A 19846-nucleotide genomic window follows, 5' to 3' on the forward strand; every position below is an offset into this window, starting at 1 on the left:
CGACGAGGTTGATGATGCCGTCATCGAGCACCGTGGGCGTGAAACCGAGACTCACGCCGAAGGGCTTGAACTCGATCGTGATGCTGTTGCCGCCATCATTGTCGCCGGTGCCGCCGCTGCCCTGAACCACGGGGATCGGGAACTCGCCGCCGGCAAGGAAGGACGCGGTCTCGCCCGACAGCGCGATCAGGGTCGGCTCGGCCAGCGTGTTCACGACGCCCTTGCGTTCGAGCGCGTCGAGCACGCTGGTGATGTTGAGGCTGCCGAGGGTGTATTTGCCCGCGATGACGCCGAAGGCATCGAGCAGGCCCGTGACACTCGCGGTCAGATTGCCATCAGCATCGGTGAGGAGGGTCGTGTTGTCGCCGATGACCCCGCCGAATTTCCCGCTGTCCGAGACAAAGGCATGGTTGAAGCCGAGCTGCTTGCCCACGGTCCGGCTCATCTCCGAGAAGCGGACCTCGAGCATCACCTGCTGCGAGGCTCCTACCGACAGCATGTTGACGACCTTGTCGCCCGCATAGGTGGCGGCGATCTGTCTGGCGCGGTCGACTGCGGGCCCGCTCGAGACGACGCCCGTCAGCACCACCGCATCGTTGGACATGCGCGCGCCGATCTTCTCATTGGGCATCAGTTCGGCGAGCTGGCGCTTCAACCCCAGAACGTCGGGGCCGACCGCGACATCGACGACCGCGATCAGGGTGTTGCGGCTGTCATAGAGCGTCAGGCTTGTCGTTCCGACCTTCTTGCCGAGCACGTAGAGCGACTGGTTGGTCAGCGGCAATATGTCCGCGACCTCCTCGTTGCCGATCAGCGCCTTGGTGAAGGGGCGGTCGACGCGCAGGATCTGGCTCTTGTTCACGGGAACGTCGAGCTGCCCGGCGTGCTTGCCGTCATCCTGCCCGAGGACGCGAACGCCCTGGCCAAGCGCTGCCTGCGGCGCGGCGATTACGATCGCTGCGCCAAGCGCCAGCCGCAGCATGCGGCCCAGGCGCGGCTTTTCAGAAACCCGCATAGCGACCCACCTCATAGCTGCTGTCCTTCGTGCCGCGCACGATCTGGATCGTTGACGTTCTGGCCGGCTTTCGGGGGGCGGGGGATGCGCTGCGCGCGCGCGCGGGCTGCCACGCAGCCGCAGGCGCGGTAGAGGACGGGCCGGGGCCGGCATAGCCGCCGACATAGGCACCGTCGCGCAGATCCTCGATCCCGACGGTCTGGACCACGGGATTGGTCTGGTCGGCGACGTTGCGCAGCGCCAGGCTGAGCGAGCCGACCTGCTGCGCGAGCGCGAGCTTCTGCGCATCGACCTGCGCGACTTCGAGCGTCGCGGTCTTGCCCACCTTGGGGTCGCTCGCGCCGTCATTGGCGTCCTGATCGATCGCGATCACGCGGACATTCTGGAGCAGGACGTCGGTGATCTGGCCGGCGCCCGCACCGCCCATTTCAGGCAGCGTGCGCGTGACGAGGACATCGACGGTATCGCCGGGAAGGACGAATCCCGCCACGCCCGCGACATCGCTGACCCGCACTGCGGCGGCGCGCATGTCGGGCCGAAGCACCGCGGAGATCGTCGCGCGGCCGCCCTCACCCGAGATCTTCGAGCTCAGCACGGGCTCGTTGATCGCGATCGGTCGCAGCGCGACGCGCGTCTTGCCCATCGGCAGGAGTTGCGGAATGGAGTTGAAGGCGCCCTCGGGCAGCGAGGCCTGCGGCCAGTCGACGAGACGCAGCTTGTCGGGCGTCAGTTGCGTGCCATATTCGAGCGGAACGCGCGCGACGGCGACCTTGACGGTGCCCTGCACGGCCTGTTCCTGCTTCTGCTCGACGGTGCCCAGAAAGCTGTTTGTGACGAACACCGCCGCCAATCCCAGCAGCACTGCCAGGCCCAATATGATCAATGATCGCCTTTGCGGCATGGCCAGAGCCCCCCTCGGCCAGAACAATGCAGTCTATTATTGCTTGGGCCCAGCCGATCTAAGGATCGTCGAGCCCAAGCAATAAGCTCGCTTAGCAGCCCGAAATCGTGCCGGACGACGCGTTCTGGGCGTTCGTGATGCAGCCGGTAGCCGTGTTCATGGAATCCGAGATCGCGTCACCAAGCAGCCACGCTGCACCAGCGATGCCAGTGCCCACAATGGCGAGGATGAGCGCATATTCGGCGGCCGATGCGCCGCTCTGGTCGTTCCAGAGATTCTTGATGATCTTGGTCATGGTCTTTACCCCTCATGTCACCGGGAACCGTTCCCGGCCCTGATTGCGCCAGCGTCTTCCAAGGGGCCTTTCGAACCTTCGCGACCAGGGCATCATTGTTAGCGATGCCTTAACGTCCGAGTGCTCCGGAAAACTGCGACACAATCAAACGGGCAAATGTTGTGCCAAGTCAATCGAGATTTTTTAATGCTTTTTTAACAAGACTTTACTCTTAACGATCGTTAACCATATTTAACAATCTGTTAAGAATATCGACAGAAAATCGCGAATCATCTAAAGTATAACTTTAGTTATATGTCAAAATATACATAAGAATACGGGGGAGATGCGATCCGTAACCTTGATTAACATTCCGAATCGTCGTTGTTTATTTGAAACGAATGGTGAGTCCATTCGAATGGCAGCAAACGTCTCCGCACCCCGCATTCTATGCGGTGGCGGAAAATACGTAAGTATTTCGCGGTGGCCGAGACGGCGCAACCTCAATGAGTTAGCCTTGGGCTCGCCTTCGGCTACTTCGCGACATTGAGCGATCTATTGAAATATTCGCGCATCGAATGCGCCGGAAAACGAACGATATATGCCGAAGGGCGCGTGGCCGCGCGTCGCCGGTCAGCCCGGCACGCGCGAACGATAGGTCAGGTTCACACGGCGCGAGAGCAGCAGATAGGGCAGCCACAGGCTCATGCTGATGAGTGTTTTCTGCAGATTGCCCTCGAGCAGCGCGCCCAGGGCGCGGGCGACGGAGGCGGGCAGGCCGGGCGTCGCCGCCATCAGGTCGGCGATCAGCAGCTGCGCAGCCAGGTCGAAGCCCCAGACCATCAGCAGGAAGCGCGGGAACCACGGAACATGGCGCAGCGCCATCACAAAGGCGATCGCATAGAGGCTGGTCATGACCACCACGTCCGCCATCGTCAGCGCATAAAGGCCGACGAACCATTGCGGCGCATGCGCGCCAAGCGCGGGGATCGCGGTAAGAAACTCGAGCGTGCGCACGGGGATATTGATCAGTATGCCAAGCAGCAGCGAAGCCATCCACCCGGTGGCGCCGTAGAGCGGCAAAGTTCGCGCGGCGACGCAGTCGACGTCGCGCCAGCGCCCGAAGCGCGCCAGCCGCAGCTTCGGCTGCGCGAGCAGGCCGCCTGCGGGGAACCAGCGCAGCGCGAGGAACAGCGATATGATGGGCGCGCCGATCACGAACGCATAGGGCAGCGCGGTCATCAATCCCGAAAGCGCATCCGCGCCCCGCGCGGTGGCGCCCGCAATGCGCAGGCCGCAGCCGAAACTCGCCAGAACGACCCAGACGAGCACGATGCGCTGCATGTCGGCATTGAGATGCCTGACGAGCGCGCGGCTCCTTGCGTGAAGTCTGTCCGACGCCGCACCGAGGCGTGTCGCAAGCGGAAATGCGTTCATTCGCGTGCTCATGATCGCCAACTTGCCACGATATGGTTAATTTTTGCCTTTCGACAAGATGGCCGAATTACACAGAAACGTCGTAACCACGCCCGAATGCGGAAGAACCAGGCTTGTCGTCTCGACATCGCTCCAGACCTTGATCGGCGCGCGGTTCAGCGTTCGCCGTCGGAAAGCCGGTAGCCAATTCCCATTTCGTTGACGATCAGGCGCGGCTGCTGGGGATCCGCCTCGAGCTTCTGGCGCATGTTGCGGATGACGACGCGCAGATACTCGACATGGTGTTCGACCTCGTGCGTCCACACCGCCTTGAGCAGCTGCGCATGGGTGATGACGCGCCCCGGAAATTTCGCGAGCACTTCGAGAACGCCATATTCCTTGGGGGTCAGGTGAACCTCGACGCCCCCCCTGGTCACGCGGCGGCGCACCAGATCGATCTCGACATCGCCGGCGGTGACCGAAGGCACGCCACCCTGCGCGACGACCCGGTGACGCAGGGCAGCGCGCACACGCGCAAGCAGCTCGTCGGTGTCGAAGGGCTTGGTGACATAATCATCTGCCCCCAGATCGAGCGCGGTCACCTTCTGCTCGGTCGCCTCGCGCGCCGAAACGACAAGCAATGTCGCCTGCGAGCGCTGCTTGATCAGCGGCACGAGCTCCAGCCCGTCGCGATCGGGCAGACCGAGGTCGAGCAGGACGACATCGGGTCGTTCCGCTTCGAGCACGGCAAGCGCCGCGCGCGCATCCCCCGCCTCCGCCACTTCGAAATCGGCGCGCGCAAGCGCGGTGCGCAGCAGGCGCCGGATCTGCGGTTCGTCATCGACAACGAGGACCTTGTTGGGCACGGTCACTGGGCCTTCTCCGCATTGGGTTCGCGCATCAGCAAAGCATCGGGAAATTTGAGCGTGAAGCGCGCGCCCTGGGGATCGATTCGATTGGACGCGGAAACGCTTATCCCCATCGCCTCTGCAAATCCCTTCACGATGGCGAGACCAAGCCCGGTGCCGCCCTTGGCGCGATCCGAACCTTCGAGCCGGGTAAAGGTCTCGAAAATCTGGCTTTCCCGGCCCGGCGGGATGCCCGGCCCCTCGTCGAGGATGGAAAGCGTGATGCCATCGGCCGAACGCATGCCCCGGATCAGGATCGGCGTGCCCGGATCGGCGTAGCGCCCGGCATTGTCGAGCAGGTTGATCAGGCAATGATGGAAGAGCTGCGGATCGACGCGGACGAGCGGCAGTCTTGGCGGGACCTCGAGCCGGATTGCATGGCCTTCCAGCATCCGGCGCGTGTCGTGCACCGCGCTCGCCACCGCATCGGTCAGGTCGGTCGCCTCGATATTGAGCCTGAGCGCGCCCGCCTCGACGCGCGCCATGTCGAGCAGGTTCGCGACGAAGCGGTTGAGCCTTTGCGCCTCGGTCTCGATCACCTCAATCAGCTGCGGCGTCTGCTTGCGCTTCAGCTCGGCGCTGGCCGCGAGGATGGTTGTGAGCGGCGTCCGCAGATCGTGGCTGACCGAGGAAAGCAGCGCCGCGCGCAGCCGGTCGCGCTCGCGCAACTGCTCGATGCCGCGCATGTCGCGTTCGAGCTGCATGCGTTCGAGCACGATCGCGGCCTGATCGAGCAGGCTCATCAGCATCGGCAACTGGTCGGCGCGCACGGGCTCGCCCGCATCGTCACGCGCCAGCCCGACCACACCAAGCACCCCGCGACCCGTCCGCAACGGATGGAAGAGCCAGTCCGAGGCGGTGAGCGTCGCCGAGCCGCGCCCTGCGGGCTGGTTCTTCTCGATCGCCCATTGCGCGGCTGCCAGTTCGATCTGTTCGAGCCGGTTCTCCGGCGGAACCGCGGCGTGGATCTGAGGCCCATCGGGCGAGGGGAGCAGCAGCACCGCCCGCGCGTTGAAGAGCCGCGCCAGCTCCGCGCAGATCGCCTGCATCAGCTCTTCCTCGTTGGCGGTAACCGTCAGCTCGCGCGAGAAACCGGCAAGCGCCGCATTTTGCCGCGCGCTCGAGGCCGCGAGATCGGCTTGCGCACGGACGCGCGCGGCGAACTGGCTGGTGACGATCGCGACACCGAGCAGCACGATGATCGTGACGACGTTTTCGGGATTGCTGACCGTGAGCGTGCCCGTGGGCGGCAGGAAGAAGAAATTATAGGCAAGCGAGGAGAGCGCGCCCGTGAAAAGGCCAGCGCGCAGGCCAAACAGGCTGGCCGCGAACATCACGGGCACGAGATACAACAGCGCGACATTCTCAAGATCGAGGATCTGGAACAGCAACCGCCCGATGGCGGTCACCGCCGCCACCATCAGCATCGACCAGAGATAGTCGCCAGGCTGGCCCCAGTTGCGCGGGCGTGCCCACTCGACGCGCGGCGCCGGCGCCTCCTCCTCAGAGGGCAGCACATGGATCGCGATATCCGAGACGCTCCGGACGAGGCGATCGACCACCGATCCGTGGCGCAACTCGAACCACCATGACCGCGCCGACTTGCCGACGACGATCTGTGTCGCACGCGCCTCGCGCGCGTAGGTCGAAAGCCCGTCCACCACATCGGCGGCGGGAATCGTCGCGGTGGCCGCGCCGAGCTGCGAGGCAAGCGCGAGCGCTTCGGCCACGCGCTGACGCTCGGCGTCCGAAAGCTCGTGCGCACGGCGCGTCTCGATATGCACCGCGGTCCAGGGCGCCCGCAGCGCGTCGGCGAGCCGCTTGGCTGCGCGGACGAGGCCCAGCGTATGCGGCTGCTCGCTGACCGCGACGAGCACCCGTTCCCCCCCGGCGAAGGTGCCAGCAAGCGCGTGCGCGCGGACATATTCGAGCATCTGCGCGTCGACCGCCTGCGCCGCCCGCCTGAGCGCCAGCTCGCGCAGCGCCGAAAGGTTGGACTTCGAGAAGAAATGGTTGAGCGCGCGGCTCGCTTCCTCGGGGATGTAGACCTTGCCCGCCTTCAGCCGCTCGATCAGCTCGTCGGGCGGAATATCGACCACCTCGATCTCGGCGGTCTCGAGGATCCGGTCGGGCACCGTCTCGCGCACGCGGACGCGCGTGAAGGACGCGACGACGTCGTTGAGGCTTTCGATATGCTGGATGTTGATCGTCGAATAGACGTCGATCCCCGCGTCGAGCAGCTCCTCGACATCCTGATAGCGTTTGGGATGGCGGCTGCCCGGCGCATTGGTGTGCGCGAGCTCGTCGACGAGGACGAGCTGCGGGCGGCGTTCGAGAATGGCGTCGATGTCCATCTCGCTGATCACATGCCCCTGATAGGGGATGGAGAGTCGTGGAATAATCTCGTGTCCGCGCGTCAGCAGCTCGGTTTCCTGCCGGCCATGCGTCTCGACCACGCCGATGACGACATCGACGCCGTCGCGGCGCTGCTGTGCCCCGTCGGTGAGCATCTCATAGGTCTTGCCCACCCCCGGCGCCGCGCCGAGAAACACCTTCAGACGGCCGCGGCCCTCCTGCGCCGCCTGACGCAGAAGGGCCTCGGGTTGGGGTCTGTTTTCGTCCTGTTTCACTCAGGCTTATTAGCGCCGCGTTGGTCCAGCTGTCGATTGAGCGCGAGCACATTGACGCGGGGCTCTCCGAGAAAACCGAGCAGAGGCCGTGCGATCGACTGTTCGACCAGCGTGCGAACGCTGGCTTCAGGCAGGCCGCGCACGCGCGCGACGCGCGAAACCTGCGCCAGCGCGGTTTCGGGCGAGATATCGGGATCGAGGCCCGAACCCGATGCGGTCACGCTGTCGGCGGGCAGATCACCCGCGATGCCTTCGGCGCGGCGCACCTCGATATCGGTCTTCACCCGATCGACCAGCGCCTGGCTCGTCGGTCCGAGATTGGAGCCCGACGAGGCGAGCCCGTCATAGCCCTTGCCCGCCGCCGAGGGGCGCGTGTGGAAATAGCGCTCGCCGCTAAAGGCCTGACCGACGACGCTCGAGCCGATGACCTTGCCATCTTCCTCGATCAGGCTGCCATTGGCCTGGCTCGGAAATATGAGCTGGCCGATGCCGGTGAGTGCCAGCGGATAGGCGATCCCCAGCAGCAGCGCGAACAACAGGGTGAGCGCGAAGGCGGGGCGGAGCGCGGTTGCGATATCCTTGCCCATGGTCATTTACTCCTATGCGAGGCCAATGGCGTTGACGACGACGTCGATCAGCTTGATGCCGATGAACGGCGCCACAAGGCCGCCAAGGCCGTAGATGGCGAGGTTGCGTGCGAGCAGCGGGCCCGCGCCCATCGGCTTGTACTTCACGCCTCTGAGCGCGAGCGGCACGAGCAGCGGGATGATCAGCGCGTTGAAGATGATCGCCGAGAGGATCGCCGACTCGGGGCTGGCGAGTCCCATCACGTTGAGCACGCCGAGCCCCGGATAGAGGACGACGAACATCGCGGGAATGATCGCGAAATATTTGGCGACATCATTGGCGACCGAGAAGGTCGTCAGCGCCCCGCGCGTCATCAGCAACTGCTTGCCCAGCCCGACGACCTCGATGAGCTTGGTCGGATCGCTGTCGAGATCGACCATGTTGCCCGCCTCGCGCGCGGCCTGCGTGCCCGTGTTCATCGACACGCCGACATCGGCCTGTGCGAGCGCGGGGGCGTCGTTGGTGCCGTCGCCGCACATCGCGACGAGCTTGCCGCCTTCCTGCTCCTTGCGGATCAGCACCAGCTTGTCTTCGGGAGTAGCCTGCGCGAGAAAGTCGTCGACCCCCGCTTCGGCCGCGATCGAGGCTGCGGTGAGCGGATTGTCGCCCGTGATCATCACGGTACGGATGCCCATCGCGCGCAGCTCGGCAAAGCGTTCGCGAATGCCGGCCTTGACGATGTCCTTGAGGAAGATCGCGCCCAGCAGCTTGCCGTCCCTGGCCACCGCAAGCGGCGTTCCGCCCTGGCGCGCGATCTCGTCGGTGATGCGGCGCAACTCGGTGGCCGCGGCGGTCTCGCCGACGCCGGGATTGGCCTTGAGCACCGAATCGACCGCACCCTTCTGGATAATCGAGCCATTGTGCCTGATCCCCGAGATCCGCGTTTGTGCGGTAAACGGAATGACCTCCGATCCCTTGGGCAGCTCGGCGATCTTGACGCCGAACAGATCGCGCGCGAGCACGACGATCGAGCGCCCCTCGGGGGTTTCGTCGGCAAGGCTGGCGAGCAGCGCGGCCTCGGCAAGATCGTTGACGCTGGTGTTGCCGACGGTGCGGAATTCGCTCGCCTGACGGTCGCCGATCGTGATCGTGCCGGTCTTGTCGAGCAGCAAGGTATCGATGTCGCCCGCTGCCTCGACCGCGCGGCCCGACTTGGCGAGCACATTGAAGCGGACCAACCGGTCCATGCCCGCGATGCCGATCGCCGACAGCAGTGCGGCGATGGTCGTCGGGATGAGCGTGATGAGCAGCGCCGCGAGGATCGCGACGGGAATGCTGCCCCCCGCATAGCTCGCGAAGCCGGGGATCGTGGCGACCGCGATCAGGAAGATGATCGTGAGCCCGACGAGCAGGATGGTGAGCGCGATCTCGTTGGGCGTTTTCTGCCGCTCGGCGCCTTCGACCAGCGCGATCATGCGGTCGAGAAATCCCTGCCCCGGATTGACCGTGACGCGGACGCGGATCTCGTCGGAGATGACGCGCGTGCCCGCGGTCACCGCGGAACGGTCGCCGCCGGCCTCGCGGATCACGGGGGCGCTTTCGCCGGTGATCGCGGATTCGTTGACCGAGGCGACGCCCGCGACGACATCGCCGTCGGACGGGATGATGTCGCCCGTCTGGACGAGCACGATGTCGTCGATCCTGAGCGCGCTGGCGGGAACGACCTCGATCGCGTCGCCCTTGCCCTTCAGCCGCTTGGCGGTGAGTTCGGCCTTTGTGGCGCGCAGGCTTGCCGCCTGCGCCTTGCCGCGGCCCTCGGCGAGCGCCTCGGCAAAGGTGCCGAAAAGAACGGTGAGCCACAGCCAGATTGCGAGCTGGAGCTTGAAGCCGAAGCTTAAGGAATCGTCGCCCACGACGAGCAGGATCGTCAGCAATGCCGCCACTGTGGCGGTGACGAACATCACCGGATTGCGGATCAGCTGCCGCGGATCGAGCTTGCGAAAGGCATCGCCTATCGCGGGCACGAGCAGCTCTGCCGTGAACATGGATTTAGGTGCGGTGCGGGTCATGTGCTTTCGCCCCGATCAGAAGAGTTGGCCGCGGATCATCGCGAGATGATCGGCGATGGGACCGAGCGCGAGGCTCGGCAGGAAGGTGAGGCCGCCCAGGATCAGGATGATCCCGACCAGCAGGCCGACCCACAGGCCACCCGTGGTGGGGAAGTAGCCCACGGATTCGGCGTGGTGCTTCTTCGCTGCGAGCGAACCCGCGATCGCCAGCATCGGCACGATGATGAAGAAACGGCCGAGCCACATCGCGATGCCGAGCAGCGCATTGTAATAGGGCGTGTTCGCAGTGAGCCCCGCAAAGGCCGAGCCGTTGTTCGCCACGCCCGAAGTGAAGGCGTAGAGGATCTCGGAAAAGCCGTGCGGTCCCTTGTTGAGCGGTCCCGCGAGCCCCGCGTCGAGCACCGAGCTCAGCGCGGTGAAGCCGAGGATGATGAGCGGCAGGATCGCGATCGCGAGCACGGTGAGCTTGACCTCACGCCCCTCGATCTTCTTGCCGACATATTCGGGGGTACGCCCGACCATCAGTCCGGCAACGAACACGCTAAGGATCGCGAAGAGCAGGAAGCCGTAGATGCCCGCGCCGACGCCACCGACGACGATCTCGCCCAGCTGCATGTTGAACAGCGGGATCATGCCGCCGAGTGCCGTGAAGCTGTCGTGCATCGCATTGACCGCGCCGCACGACGCCGCGGTGGTCACAACCGAGAACAGCGCGGAGGCGGCGATGCCGAAGCGGACCTCTTTGCCCTCCATATTGCCCCCTGCGACGCCGAGGTCGTGCAGGATCGGATTGCCTGCGGCCTCCTGCCAGTAGGTGATGGTGACGCCCGCGAGGAACAGGATCATCATTGCGGACAGGATCGCCCAACCCTGGCGCGTATTGCCCACCGCCTTGCCGAAGCAATAAGTGAGCCCGACGCCGATCATGAAGATCGAGAGCATCTCGACGAAATTGGTGAGCGCATTGGGGTTCTCGAAGGGATGCGCGGAGTTGGCGTTGAAGAAGCCGCCACCATTGGTGCCGAGCATCTTGATCGCTTCCTGCGAAGCGACGGGGCCGAGCGCGAGCGTCTGCTTGACGCCTTCGAGCGTGGTGAGATCAACCGAGCCGGCCAGCGTCTGGGGCACGCCGTTCGCGATCAGGAAGAGCGCATAGACGATGCAGATCGGCAGCAGCAGATAGAGGGTGACACGCGTGACATCGGCCCAGAAATTGCCAATGGCCTTTGCCTCGCGCCGCGCAAAGCCACGGAACAGCGCGAAGGCGAGCGCAATGCCCGTCGCTGCCGAGAGGAAGTTGTGGATGGTGAGGCCGAGCATCTGCGAGAGGTTCGACATCGTCGACTCGCCGCCATAGCTCTGCCAGTTGGTGTTGGTGGTGAAGCTGGTGGCGGTGTTGAAGGCGAGATGGTCGCTCACCCCCGCATAGCCCAGCGGGTTCCAGGGCAGCACACCCTGAAGCCGCAAAATCGCATAGGTGAAGAGCAGCAGCGTCGCGTTGAACAGCAGCATGTGGACGGCGTAACGCCGCCAGCTCTGCTCCTCATTGGGGTCGATGCCCGCAAGCTTGTAGAAGCCGCGTTCGACGGGACCGAGCACGGCGTGGAGCGGCGTCCGGCGCCCTTCGTAGAGCGCGAACAGCCAGAGCCCGACGGGCTTGGCGAGTGCGAGCAATATGCCCGTGAAGACGAGGATGAGGATCCAGCCCTGGAATGTCATGGCGCGGCTCCGATCAATAGCGTTCGGGTCGCACGAGCACGGCGACCAGATAGATGAGAAGCGCAATCGCGGTGATTGCGGCGAGCCAGAGGTCGAGTGTCATGGCCGCCTCCTCACGCGTTGTCGCACAGGCGGACATAGGCGAGCGTTACGCCCAGCAGTCCCAGGATCAGTCCGATCCACAACACATCACCCATGGTGGTTCTCCCGTCAGAAAGCTGCGGTGAGCGACACGACCGCCGCGCCGTCGATGGTCTTGCGGCCGGGGGTCGTCCCGCTGGTGTAGAAACTGTCGGCTGCGGTCTTGCCGATGTCGGTGTCGACATATGCCACGCCCAGAGTCAGCATCTTGTACGTAACATCGGCACCGATGAGCCAATCGACATAGTCGCCATCGGGGCCGGCGAGCGTCGAGCCGCTGCCCGTGGTGTAGCCGATATGCACCTTCAGCGTGACGGGCGCGCCGGGAATGCCAACACCGGCATCGGTATAGACATAGAGATTGTCGTCATCGCCGATCGCATCCTGCTTTGGCGCATAGGCAGCACCAAGCTTGAGCGATGCCGGGCCAACGGTGCCGCTGATCGAGGCATAGGGCTCGGCATAGTCGGTGCCGTCGGTGCCGGGGTAGAGATACCAGAGCAGCCCGCCATCGAGCGTGACGCCTCCGACCGCCGTCTTGAAACCGCCGATAAGGTCGAGCTCCATGTTGGAGCCGCCGAAGCTGCCGAAGCCTGCGAGGTTCGAACCCCAGGCGCTGACATAGAAACCCGATTCGTGCGACGCGGTGAGCCCTGCCTGGACCGCGAGATCCTCGTCCGACTGCGAAACGCCCCGGAAGCGGTATTGCGAAACGAGCGCTGCGCTGCCCGAAATGGTGACGGGCGGACTGGCTTCGGTTTCGGTGGTCGCTTCCTGCGCCAGAGCGGGCGATGCCCCCGCAAGCGCACAGGAAGCGAGGGAAACGCTGAAAAACTTGAACGTGTCGTGCATTGTTACACCCCAAATCACCGATGGAGCGCAGGATCATCCCTCGCCCGAATCGATGTGAGGGGTGCAATTAGGTGGGTTCATCGTTTGAATTCGAGATCGGGGCCGCCGCAAAGGCATATGGATTGCATATGTTTCGACGATAAATGAGATTGCCGGCCGGCAGATCGATGCCATCGCCATTCCGTCGCGCTAGGCGTCGGGGCGCAGCCGATTGAGCACATCCTTCGTATAATTTGGGCCGACCGCGACGACCGCACCATCCGACAGCTTGAGCGCAATCAGTCCCTTGCCCAGCCGCTCGATACCTTCGACGCGCGCGGGACGGACGAAGCTCGATCGATGCACGCGCATCAGCTGTGCCGGGTCGAGAATCCCCTCGAGCGCGGACATCGAGCTGCGGTGAAGATAGCTGCGCGTTTCGGTGTGGAGCAGAACATAGTCCTTGGCGGCCTCGATCCAGTCGATCATGTCGACGGGAACCCGCACCGTGCCGCTGCGCACCTGCACCCAGATCGCATCGTGCCAGGGCGATTGCGCGGATGCGCCCGTGCCGGCGCGCGCGGCCGCTTCAAGCAGCGCGCGCCGCCGCCTTGCGCGCGTGACGGCCTGGCGCAGCCGATCGAAACGCACGGGCTTGAGCAGATAATCGGCGGCCTCGACCTCGAAGGCGTCGGGGGCATAATGCTCGAAGGCCGTCACGAAGATGATTTCAGGCCGCCCTTCTGCGGGCAGGTCCGCAGCGACCGCCATGCCGCTGCGTTCGGGCATCTGGATATCGAGCATGACGAGATCGGGTTTCAGCGCGGCGATCGCCTCCGCAGCGCTTTTGCCGTCGCTCGCATCGCCGATCACCTCGACCTCTTCGATGTCGCGGAAGAACTCGCGCAACCGGTCGATCGCAAGCGGCTCGTCGTCGACGATAAGCACGCGCAGGCTCATTCGGCGGCCTCACGCACCTCATCGTGACCGAATTGGAGCGGCAGGCGGATCGTCGCGATGAAGCCGCGCTCGCGCACCACCGTCTCGAGCAGCGCCGCCTTGCCGAACAGCACCTCGAGCCGCTGGCGCACATTGGCAAGGCCGACGCCCGTGCTCATGTGCGCCAAATTGCTGACCAGCAACGGATCGCCATCATCCTCGACCGCGACGACAAGCTGCTCACCCTGCTGCCTTGCCTCTACGCGGATCGTCACGGGACGCGTCGTTGGCGCCACCGCATATTTGACCGCATTCTCGACCAGCGGCTGCAGGATGAAGCCCGGCACCAGCGCATCGCGCAAGGACAGCGGGCAGTCGAACTCGACCGCGAGCCTGTCACCGAAGCGGATGCTCTCGACCTCGAGATAGGTCTGGAGCGTCGCGAGTTCGTCCTCGAGCGTGGTCGGGCCTTCGGGATCACCCGCGAGCGTCGCGCGCAGGAAGTCGGACAGTCGCGACAGCATCGCTTCGGCGTCATCGTTGCGCCGCGTGACGACAAGCGACGAGAGCGCATTGAGCGTGTTGAACAGGAAATGCGGATTGAGCTGATAACGGAGCGCGGCAAGCCTTGCACTGGTGGCAGCGGCATTGGCTTCGACCGCGGCCTGACGCGCGGCCGCAAGCTGGCGCTCGCGATCCCGCGCGCGCTCGTTCGCCTGAAGCACCGAATACAGCGCACCGAGCAGCGCGAACTGCCAGGAAAAAAACCCGAAATTGTAAATAACCCGCATCAAATAGGGTTTGTTCTGCGCAAAGGCGGGGTCCATCACTGCGATGATCGCGGCGACCGCGATTGCGAGCACCGCCGAAGAGGCAATGACGACAAGCATCGCAGCCGCCATTCGTGCGGTGACGCCCCGATCGCGCGTCGCAACGACCGCCACGAACAATCCGCCCGAGAGAACTGCGCCAATGACGACGATGACGAGCGTCATCAGCCAGTCGTTGAGCGTGGGACTGGTCCGGTCGAAATACATCGGCAGCATCAGCAACGCGCCCGACGACAGCCAGAGCGCGATCGTCAGTTGCGCTGCCTGGCGACGGAACTGTGACGTAATGCCCATGCGCGATCCATATCCGAAAAACCGAGCATAGCGCAGGATTTATCCATTGGCGTCCTGCTTCGTGGCACGAGGAGCCGGCTTGAGCGCATGACGCGCTGCTGGTCGAGCCATGGGCGTCCCAGATCGCAGTGCGGCTGATCCGCGCGCATGGCTGCGTCAGAGCCACGGCCATGAGACCGGCAATCGAGAGATCCCTTATGAAGCGCAATCGAATCCTGGCCGCCGCTGCCGTTGCCGCGCTCGTCACGACCGCACCCTTATATGCTCCGGCCAATGCGCAGGACGAGGGCTGCGCTGCTCGCGTCGCCGAGGCGAAGAAGAAGCGCGGCCTGCTCGGGCTCAAGGGTTCGCTGATGGGCGCCGTGCGCGGCGACGGCGATCTGGGGTCGGATCTTTCGGGAACCGCGGTTGCGGCGGCGCAAGCCGGTCCCAGCGACTGCGTTGCCAGCGAGACTGGCGACAGCACGCGCCCTCAGCCGGTGAGCGCCACGGAACGCGCGCGCCGCGAACAGGCGGCGGCCGACCTCAAATATCCCAGCCGCATGGCGATCGCCGCGGACAAGAAGGCCGAGATCGACGCCTATAACGCTTTGGGGGAGGTTCGCTGCCAGGGCTGCGAGGGCGGCATCACCAACGAAGGCTGGTTCCGCCTCGCATTGATGGACGAGATGCGGCGCACCAATACCAATCTCAACGACAAGATGGTCAGCATGGCGCCCGGCGAGAAGCTTCGCTGGACCGGGTCGGTGGTGAAAGGCAGCATGACGGCGCTTGGCGAGCAAATGGTCAGCGGTTTTCGCTGCAAGGTCTTCCGCTTGCGGATCGATCGCGACACGCGCAGCGCGGAACGCGACACGATGCTGTGCTGGGGCAAGGCCAGTGAATATGCGGCCAGCGACAAATGGGTCGAAGTTCATTGAAGCGGGCCAGCCGATGAGGCGCCGCCCGCAGCGCCACCGAAATACTCGGGAGATTTACCCCGTATAGCCGCAATACCCTCCGTTTCGGCAGTGCTAGAGTGACTGGATAGCGCCATGGGCGCGCCAATGTTGCGGGGGCCTGGGTGGCGGAATATCCTGTTTCCATCTGCTTTCCATTTGTCGGCGATGTGATCGGCGGCAACCACATTTCGGTGCTTGGGCTGATCCAGAATCTCGACCCGTCGCGCTTCACGCCGCTTGTGGTGCTTCAGGACATGGGTGGCCCGGTGGCGAAGCTCTACCGCGATGCCGGCGTCGCCATCGTGCAGGATCCCGGGCGACGCCACCTCGTCCACGGTCGCCGCGTCCGTGGGGGCGCATTGCTGGGTCTGCTTCCCGACCTACCTGCGCGAACGCGCTTCCTCAGGGACCACCGCGTTGCCATCGTTCACACCAATGACGGCCGCTGCCATGCCGCCTGGGGCCTTGCAGCCCGGCTCGCGGGCGCGCGGCTGCTCTGGCATCATCGCGGCAATCCGACCGCCGCCGGCCTGCGCGCAGCGCCATGGCTGGCGCACCAGATCGTCGCGGTTTCGCGCTTTGCCGCGCCTGAATATCGAGGCCGTCCCGACGCGGTGCATGTGATCTTCAGTCCTTTCGATACCCGGGTCAGCGAGGACCGCGGAGCGCGTCGAGCGGCATTGGCCGACGAGCTCGGCATTGGGCCCGACGTGCGTCTTGTCGGGTTCTTCGGCGCGCTGATCGATCGCAAGCGTCCGTTGCTGTTCGTCGACGCGATCGCGGAACTGCAAAGGCTTCGACCCGATATCCGCCTGATAGGCCTGATGTTCGGTGAGCCGCATGACGACGCCGCGACCAGTGTTCCCGAACGCGCGCACGCGCTCGGCATTGGCGATTCGATCCGGCTGATGGGATTTCGGACGCCGGGTGCGGGCTGGATCGCGGCATGCGACCTGCTGATGGTCCCCGCGGTCGAGGAACCGTTGGGGCGGACCCTGGTCGAGGCCATGCTGGTCGGAACGCCGGTGGTCGCGACCGATTCAGGGGGCAATCGCGAGGCGATCGAACATGGCCGCACGGGGCTGATCGTGCCCGCCGAGAATGCGGGGGCGCTTGCACGGGCCGCCGAGCGCGTTCTGGCCGACGCGGCACTGCGCAAGCGGCTTACTGCTGCCGCCGTTACGCATGCACGCGATCATTTCGGAGCGGTACGTCATGCCGATCGGGTCATGGCGATCTACGAGCAGCTTTTGTCCGACGCGCGCGGTGCGCGGCGATCGGGACACCAGGCGCGCGCAGCCACCTCCGTCGAGGCGATGTGACACCGCAAGCCTTTGCATGCGCTAATCCTTTCGGGGGATGCGCTGCGTGGCCGATCCGACGCGGCGTAGCTGCGCGCCCCTCAAGTTCGAACGGCCTGGACAAGCCGGATGCAGCAATGGGAGCAATGGCGCGATGATTTCCGGGTTTTCCTATGCGGGCGAAGCGCCGCAAATCCCCCGATCCGAAGCGCGGCGCGGCGAGAGGGCGGGCACGGTGGCCGGCTATGTGCTGATCGCGCTGCTGCTCCTGGCCCTGTTCGGGCGGATCATGTCCTACCCGCTGCAGCATGACGAACAGATCCATGTCGCGGCCGGCGCAATGGTCGCGGACCACGCGCTCTACCGCGATCTCGGTTATAACCATCTGCCCAATTTCGCGCTGCTCCTGAGCGGTGTCTTCACGCTGGCCGGGGACGAGAACTATCTGCTTGTCGGACGTGTGACTGTTTTCATGTTGTGGCTGCTCGCCTGCTCGGCCATCGCGCTCATCGCATGGCGCGTCACCGGCTCGCGCGCCATGGTGCTGTTCGCGATCGTCATGCTCGTGTCCAACCCGGTGTTGCTCGGCCAGCCGGGACTCCTCGTCACCAACAGTTTCGCGCCGATGGCGATGGCGCTGCTTGCCACCTATTTCTTCCTGTCCGGTCTTGAAGATAACGCGCCGCGCCCCTGGCGCATTGCCGCCGCAGGCTTGTGTGTCGCGCTCGCGATCGGATTGAGGGTCAGCTATGTTTTCCTCGTTCCCCCCTTTGTCGCGGCTACGCTGCTGGTTCCGACGCGATTGCCGTTCGTCGTCCGGCTGCGTTCGGTGATGTTGCCCTTCGCGCTGGCCGGCATCATCGGCATGCTGCCCACGCTGATCTATTTGCTCAGCGATCCGCAGTCGCTGTTCGCGCATACGGTCAGCTATTTTACCGGACCGCACCAGAGTTACTGGCAAACCGTGGACGGCCCCAAGGTGGTCTCGCTGGCCGGCAAGATACAGCTCGCCGAAGAGGTCTGGTTCTCCGGAACGACGCTTCTCTCGGCAGTGGCTGCGGGCATGGTCCTGATGCTTGGAGGCTTTGCGACAGGCCGCGGAGGCTGGTCGTTTCCCGCGATCGCATGGCCGATCTGGCTGATGCTGGGGCTGGTCGCATGCGGCATCCTTGTCTCCTTCGTGCCAACCCCCGCCTTCGTGCAATATTATGTGCCGCCGATCATATTCCTGACGCTCGCGGCGCTGCTGGGTTTCGGCGCGCTCGATGATTGGCGGCGACCGATCGCCCTGGTGCTGCTGGCGCTGATCGGCGCGCTGTCGCTGGCATCGGGCGCGACGCGGCTTGGCCAGGGACTTGCGGCCCTCGCGGCACCCGCGAAATGGACAGGCGTGCAGGCGCATGCGGCCGGCGTGCGGATCGCAGCCTTGCTGAACGGTGCACCCGCCGGCGGCAAGGTGGCGACCCTGTCGCCGATCCTTGCGCTTGAGGCAGGCTTTCCCGCTTACCCCGAACTGGCCGCGGGGCCATTCCAATACCGGGTCGCCGACCTGATCCCCGCCGCAGACCGGCGCCATTACCGGATCGTATCGCCTGGTGAGTTGCCGGTGTTCCTTGCGCAAGATCGGCCCGTCGCCATCATCACGGGTCACGAGGGCGAACTGGACGCAGCCTTCGACGCATTCGCACGAGCCCGCGGCTATCGGCAATTCGATCTGCAGGGCGACGAACCCGTCCGGCTTTTCGTTCATCCCGCGCTGGTCAGCTCCAGTCCTGCGGGCTGAGCCTCTCCGCGCGAGGCGTCGCGTATCCGCCATGGCTGGACCACCACCGCGTCCCAACGCGCAATGATCCGATCGGGTGCGAAGCGCGCTGCGCTCTGCGCGGCCGACGCCCCCAGACGATCACGCAGCGGGGCATCGCGCATGAGGCGCACCAGCGCGTCGGCAAGTGCGCCGACACGCCCGTCGGGTATCAATATCCCGTCGACGCCATCGCTGATCATATCGCGCGGACCGAAGTCGCAGTCGAACGCGATCACCGCAAGCCCCGCGGCCATCGCTTCGCCCAGCACATTGGGGAAGCCCTCGAAACGCGAGGACAGCACGAAAATCGAACCATGTTCGACCCAGCCGCCCGGCGCAGCGCTCAAGCCCGGCAAAAGGACGCGGCCGTCGACGCGCTCCTTGCGTATCTGCTCTTCTAGCACCGGTCGTTCGGGTCCTTCGCCATATATGATCAAGGTCCATTGGGGATTGAGGTCGCTGATCCGCGCAAAAGCACTGATCAGGAGATCGAAGCCCTTCTGCGCCTCCAACCTCCCCACGGCGACGAGGTGGCGCGCGCCCGCTTCAGGCTCCTTCGTTTCATGCCGAAGCAGCGGATTGGGAATCACCAACGCGCGATCGCGCGCGTTGCGAGGAAGGCAGGCAATGCTGCGCTCGGTCTGCATGACGATGACGGCGGCACGCTGGTAGAGTGCGTCGGCCAGCCGCCGCCAAAGCCCGTTCATTCCCTGGCGCGCCAGATTGTTGCGCTCCGAGATGATGACGGGGGTTGCGCCGCCGATAGTTGCCAGAAGCGTCAGAACGTTGACCTTGGTGAGAAAGGAAATGATGCGATCCGGATTCAGACGCCGCAATGCGCGCCGCAATTGCCAGGCGCGCCGCGCGGATCGGAACATGGCGCTGGTGCCGGCGCTCTTTTCGGTTGCAGCGCCAAGGCGCACGAAACGAACGCGGCTGTCGAACTCGTGATAGACAGGATCTTCGGGCGCGTCGAAGGCGATGATGGTGACGGTGTCGCCACGCGCCGCCCAATGCGACGCGATCAGGCTCACCACGCGTTCCGCACCGCCCGCGCCGAGCGCCGAAAGAATGAAAGCGATGTGCATCGGCCTATGGCCGCTCGCCTCGGAAGGCCTGGAAATTTCGGTGTCGATACGCTCCATGCAGCTGCTCCGCACCTCCTGTTGGTCGCGGAGACTAGCGCGCGGCCGCAAGCGATCAATCAGCCAGCCGGGTTACTATCCATTTGCGATAGCCTGCTCTGTGGGCATTCGAGTGAAGTGC

At 64.8% G+C, this 19846-nt stretch carries 17 protein-coding genes; 3 read left to right on the forward strand and 14 right to left on the reverse strand.

The window, feature by feature from the left end; translation table 11 throughout:
• The 13 genes from MKI88_RS17885 to MKI88_RS17945 form a co-directional block, all read right to left on the reverse strand.
• The coding region (locus tag MKI88_RS17885; protein ID WP_241632911.1) for a type II and III secretion system protein family protein at positions 1-1015 on the reverse strand (1015 nt) is incomplete at its 3' end.
• Positions 1002-1898: a Flp pilus assembly protein CpaB gene (cpaB, locus tag MKI88_RS17890; protein WP_241632912.1), complete on the reverse strand. Its 897-nt coding sequence runs from the start codon at positions 1896-1898 to the stop codon at positions 1002-1004. The genes cpaB and MKI88_RS17885, both read right to left, overlap by 14 nt.
• 109 nt (positions 1899-2007) lie before the next feature.
• Positions 2008-2211, reverse strand: coding sequence for a Flp family type IVb pilin (locus tag MKI88_RS17895; protein ID WP_241632913.1), 204 nt, complete (start codon positions 2209-2211; stop codon positions 2008-2010).
• 612 nt (positions 2212-2823) lie between these two features.
• The gene (locus MKI88_RS17900; RefSeq protein WP_241632914.1) at positions 2824-3627 is read right to left on the reverse strand and encodes a DUF2569 domain-containing protein; all 804 of its coding nucleotides are present in this window, start codon (positions 3625-3627) and stop codon (positions 2824-2826) included.
• 155 nt (positions 3628-3782) lie between these two features.
• A complete protein-coding gene (locus tag MKI88_RS17905; RefSeq protein WP_241632915.1) occupies positions 3783-4478 on the reverse strand; it encodes a response regulator in 696 nt (231 codons plus the stop codon).
• A complete protein-coding gene (locus tag MKI88_RS17910; protein WP_281063757.1) occupies positions 4475-7144 on the reverse strand; it encodes a sensor histidine kinase KdpD in 2670 nt (889 codons plus the stop codon). The genes MKI88_RS17905 and MKI88_RS17910 overlap by 4 nt, the downstream gene beginning before the upstream one ends.
• A complete protein-coding gene (gene kdpC / locus MKI88_RS17915) occupies positions 7141-7731 on the reverse strand; it encodes a potassium-transporting ATPase subunit KdpC (RefSeq protein WP_241632916.1) in 591 nt (196 codons plus the stop codon). The genes MKI88_RS17910 and kdpC overlap by 4 nt, the downstream gene beginning before the upstream one ends.
• Positions 7732-7743: 12 nt before the next feature.
• Positions 7744-9780 (reverse strand): potassium-transporting ATPase subunit KdpB, encoded by a 2037-nt coding sequence (gene kdpB / locus MKI88_RS17920; protein WP_241632917.1) that lies wholly within the window; start codon positions 9778-9780, stop codon positions 7744-7746.
• 15 nt (positions 9781-9795) lie between these two features.
• Positions 9796-11499, reverse strand: a complete 1704-nt coding sequence (kdpA, locus tag MKI88_RS17925) for a potassium-transporting ATPase subunit KdpA (RefSeq protein ID WP_241632918.1) — start codon at positions 11497-11499, stop codon at positions 9796-9798.
• A 13-nt stretch (positions 11500-11512) separates the two neighbouring features.
• On the reverse strand, positions 11513-11602 hold the full coding sequence (locus tag MKI88_RS17930; RefSeq protein WP_241632919.1) for a potassium-transporting ATPase subunit F: 90 nt from the start codon (positions 11600-11602) through the stop codon (positions 11513-11515).
• Between the two features lie 107 nt (positions 11603-11709).
• Positions 11710-12492 carry a TorF family putative porin gene (locus MKI88_RS17935; RefSeq protein ID WP_241632920.1) on the reverse strand — a complete coding sequence of 261 codons (783 nt, stop codon included), beginning with the start codon at positions 12490-12492 and terminating at the stop codon, positions 11710-11712.
• A 189-nt stretch (positions 12493-12681) separates the two neighbouring features.
• Entirely contained in the window at positions 12682-13431 is a 750-nt protein-coding gene (locus tag MKI88_RS17940) for a LytTR family DNA-binding domain-containing protein (protein WP_241632921.1), read from the reverse strand.
• Positions 13428-14534 carry a sensor histidine kinase gene (locus MKI88_RS17945; RefSeq protein WP_241632922.1) on the reverse strand — a complete coding sequence of 369 codons (1107 nt, stop codon included), beginning with the start codon at positions 14532-14534 and terminating at the stop codon, positions 13428-13430. Before MKI88_RS17945 ends, MKI88_RS17940 begins: the two co-directional genes overlap by 4 nt.
• 197 nt (positions 14535-14731) lie before the next feature.
• On the opposite strand from MKI88_RS17945, the gene MKI88_RS17950 reads away from it, so the two are divergent.
• The 3 genes from MKI88_RS17950 to MKI88_RS17960 all read left to right on the forward strand — a co-directional run bounded on the left by MKI88_RS17950 (position 14732) and on the right by MKI88_RS17960 (position 18559).
• On the forward strand, positions 14732-15454 hold the full coding sequence (locus MKI88_RS17950) for a hypothetical protein (protein ID WP_241632923.1): 723 nt from the start codon (positions 14732-14734) through the stop codon (positions 15452-15454).
• A 143-nt stretch (positions 15455-15597) separates the two neighbouring features.
• Positions 15598-16797: a glycosyltransferase family 4 protein gene (locus MKI88_RS17955; protein WP_241632924.1), complete on the forward strand. Its 1200-nt coding sequence runs from the start codon at positions 15598-15600 to the stop codon at positions 16795-16797.
• Positions 16798-16930: 133 nt separating this feature from the next.
• Positions 16931-18559 carry a hypothetical protein gene (locus MKI88_RS17960; protein WP_241632925.1) on the forward strand — a complete coding sequence of 543 codons (1629 nt, stop codon included), beginning with the start codon at positions 16931-16933 and terminating at the stop codon, positions 18557-18559.
• On the opposite strand, the gene MKI88_RS17965 is transcribed toward MKI88_RS17960, so the two are convergent.
• Complete coding sequence (locus MKI88_RS17965; RefSeq protein ID WP_241632926.1) at positions 18523-19725, reverse strand: glycosyltransferase family 4 protein; 1203 nt, start codon at positions 19723-19725, stop codon at positions 18523-18525. The genes MKI88_RS17960 and MKI88_RS17965 overlap by 37 nt on opposite strands.
• Between the last annotated feature and the right edge of the window lie 121 nt (positions 19726-19846).

Origin of the sequence: Sphingomonas sp. LaA6.9, from assembly GCF_022601895.1 — a bacterium.
In the GTDB taxonomy this organism is placed as follows: domain Bacteria; phylum Pseudomonadota; class Alphaproteobacteria; order Sphingomonadales; family Sphingomonadaceae; genus Sphingobium_A.

What these genes read in the sequence shown, in the direction of transcription:
- MKI88_RS17895 (WP_241632913.1), bottom strand. Translation starts at nt 2,211, where the DNA reads ATGACCAAGATCATCAAGAATCTCTGGAACGACCAGAGCGGCGCATCG.
- MKI88_RS17900 (WP_241632914.1), bottom strand. Translation starts at nt 3,627, where the DNA reads ATGAACGCATTTCCGCTTGCGACACGCCTCGGTGCGGCGTCGGACAGA.
- kdpC (WP_241632916.1), bottom strand. Translation starts at nt 7,731, where the DNA reads ATGGGCAAGGATATCGCAACCGCGCTCCGCCCCGCCTTCGCGCTCACC.
- kdpB (WP_241632917.1), bottom strand. Translation starts at nt 9,780, where the DNA reads ATGACCCGCACCGCACCTAAATCCATGTTCACGGCAGAGCTGCTCGTG.
- kdpA (WP_241632918.1), bottom strand. Translation starts at nt 11,499, where the DNA reads ATGACATTCCAGGGCTGGATCCTCATCCTCGTCTTCACGGGCATATTG.
- MKI88_RS17930 (WP_241632919.1), bottom strand. Translation starts at nt 11,602, where the DNA reads ATGACACTCGACCTCTGGCTCGCCGCAATCACCGCGATTGCGCTTCTC.
- MKI88_RS17935 (WP_241632920.1), bottom strand. Translation starts at nt 12,492, where the DNA reads ATGCACGACACGTTCAAGTTTTTCAGCGTTTCCCTCGCTTCCTGTGCG.
- MKI88_RS17940 (WP_241632921.1), bottom strand. Translation starts at nt 13,431, where the DNA reads ATGAGCCTGCGCGTGCTTATCGTCGACGACGAGCCGCTTGCGATCGAC.
- MKI88_RS17945 (WP_241632922.1), bottom strand. Translation starts at nt 14,534, where the DNA reads ATGGGCATTACGTCACAGTTCCGTCGCCAGGCAGCGCAACTGACGATC.
- MKI88_RS17950 (WP_241632923.1), top strand. Translation starts at nt 14,732, where the DNA reads ATGAAGCGCAATCGAATCCTGGCCGCCGCTGCCGTTGCCGCGCTCGTC.
- MKI88_RS17960 (WP_241632925.1), top strand. Translation starts at nt 16,931, where the DNA reads ATGATTTCCGGGTTTTCCTATGCGGGCGAAGCGCCGCAAATCCCCCGA.
- MKI88_RS17965 (WP_241632926.1), bottom strand. Translation starts at nt 19,725, where the DNA reads ATGGAGCGTATCGACACCGAAATTTCCAGGCCTTCCGAGGCGAGCGGC.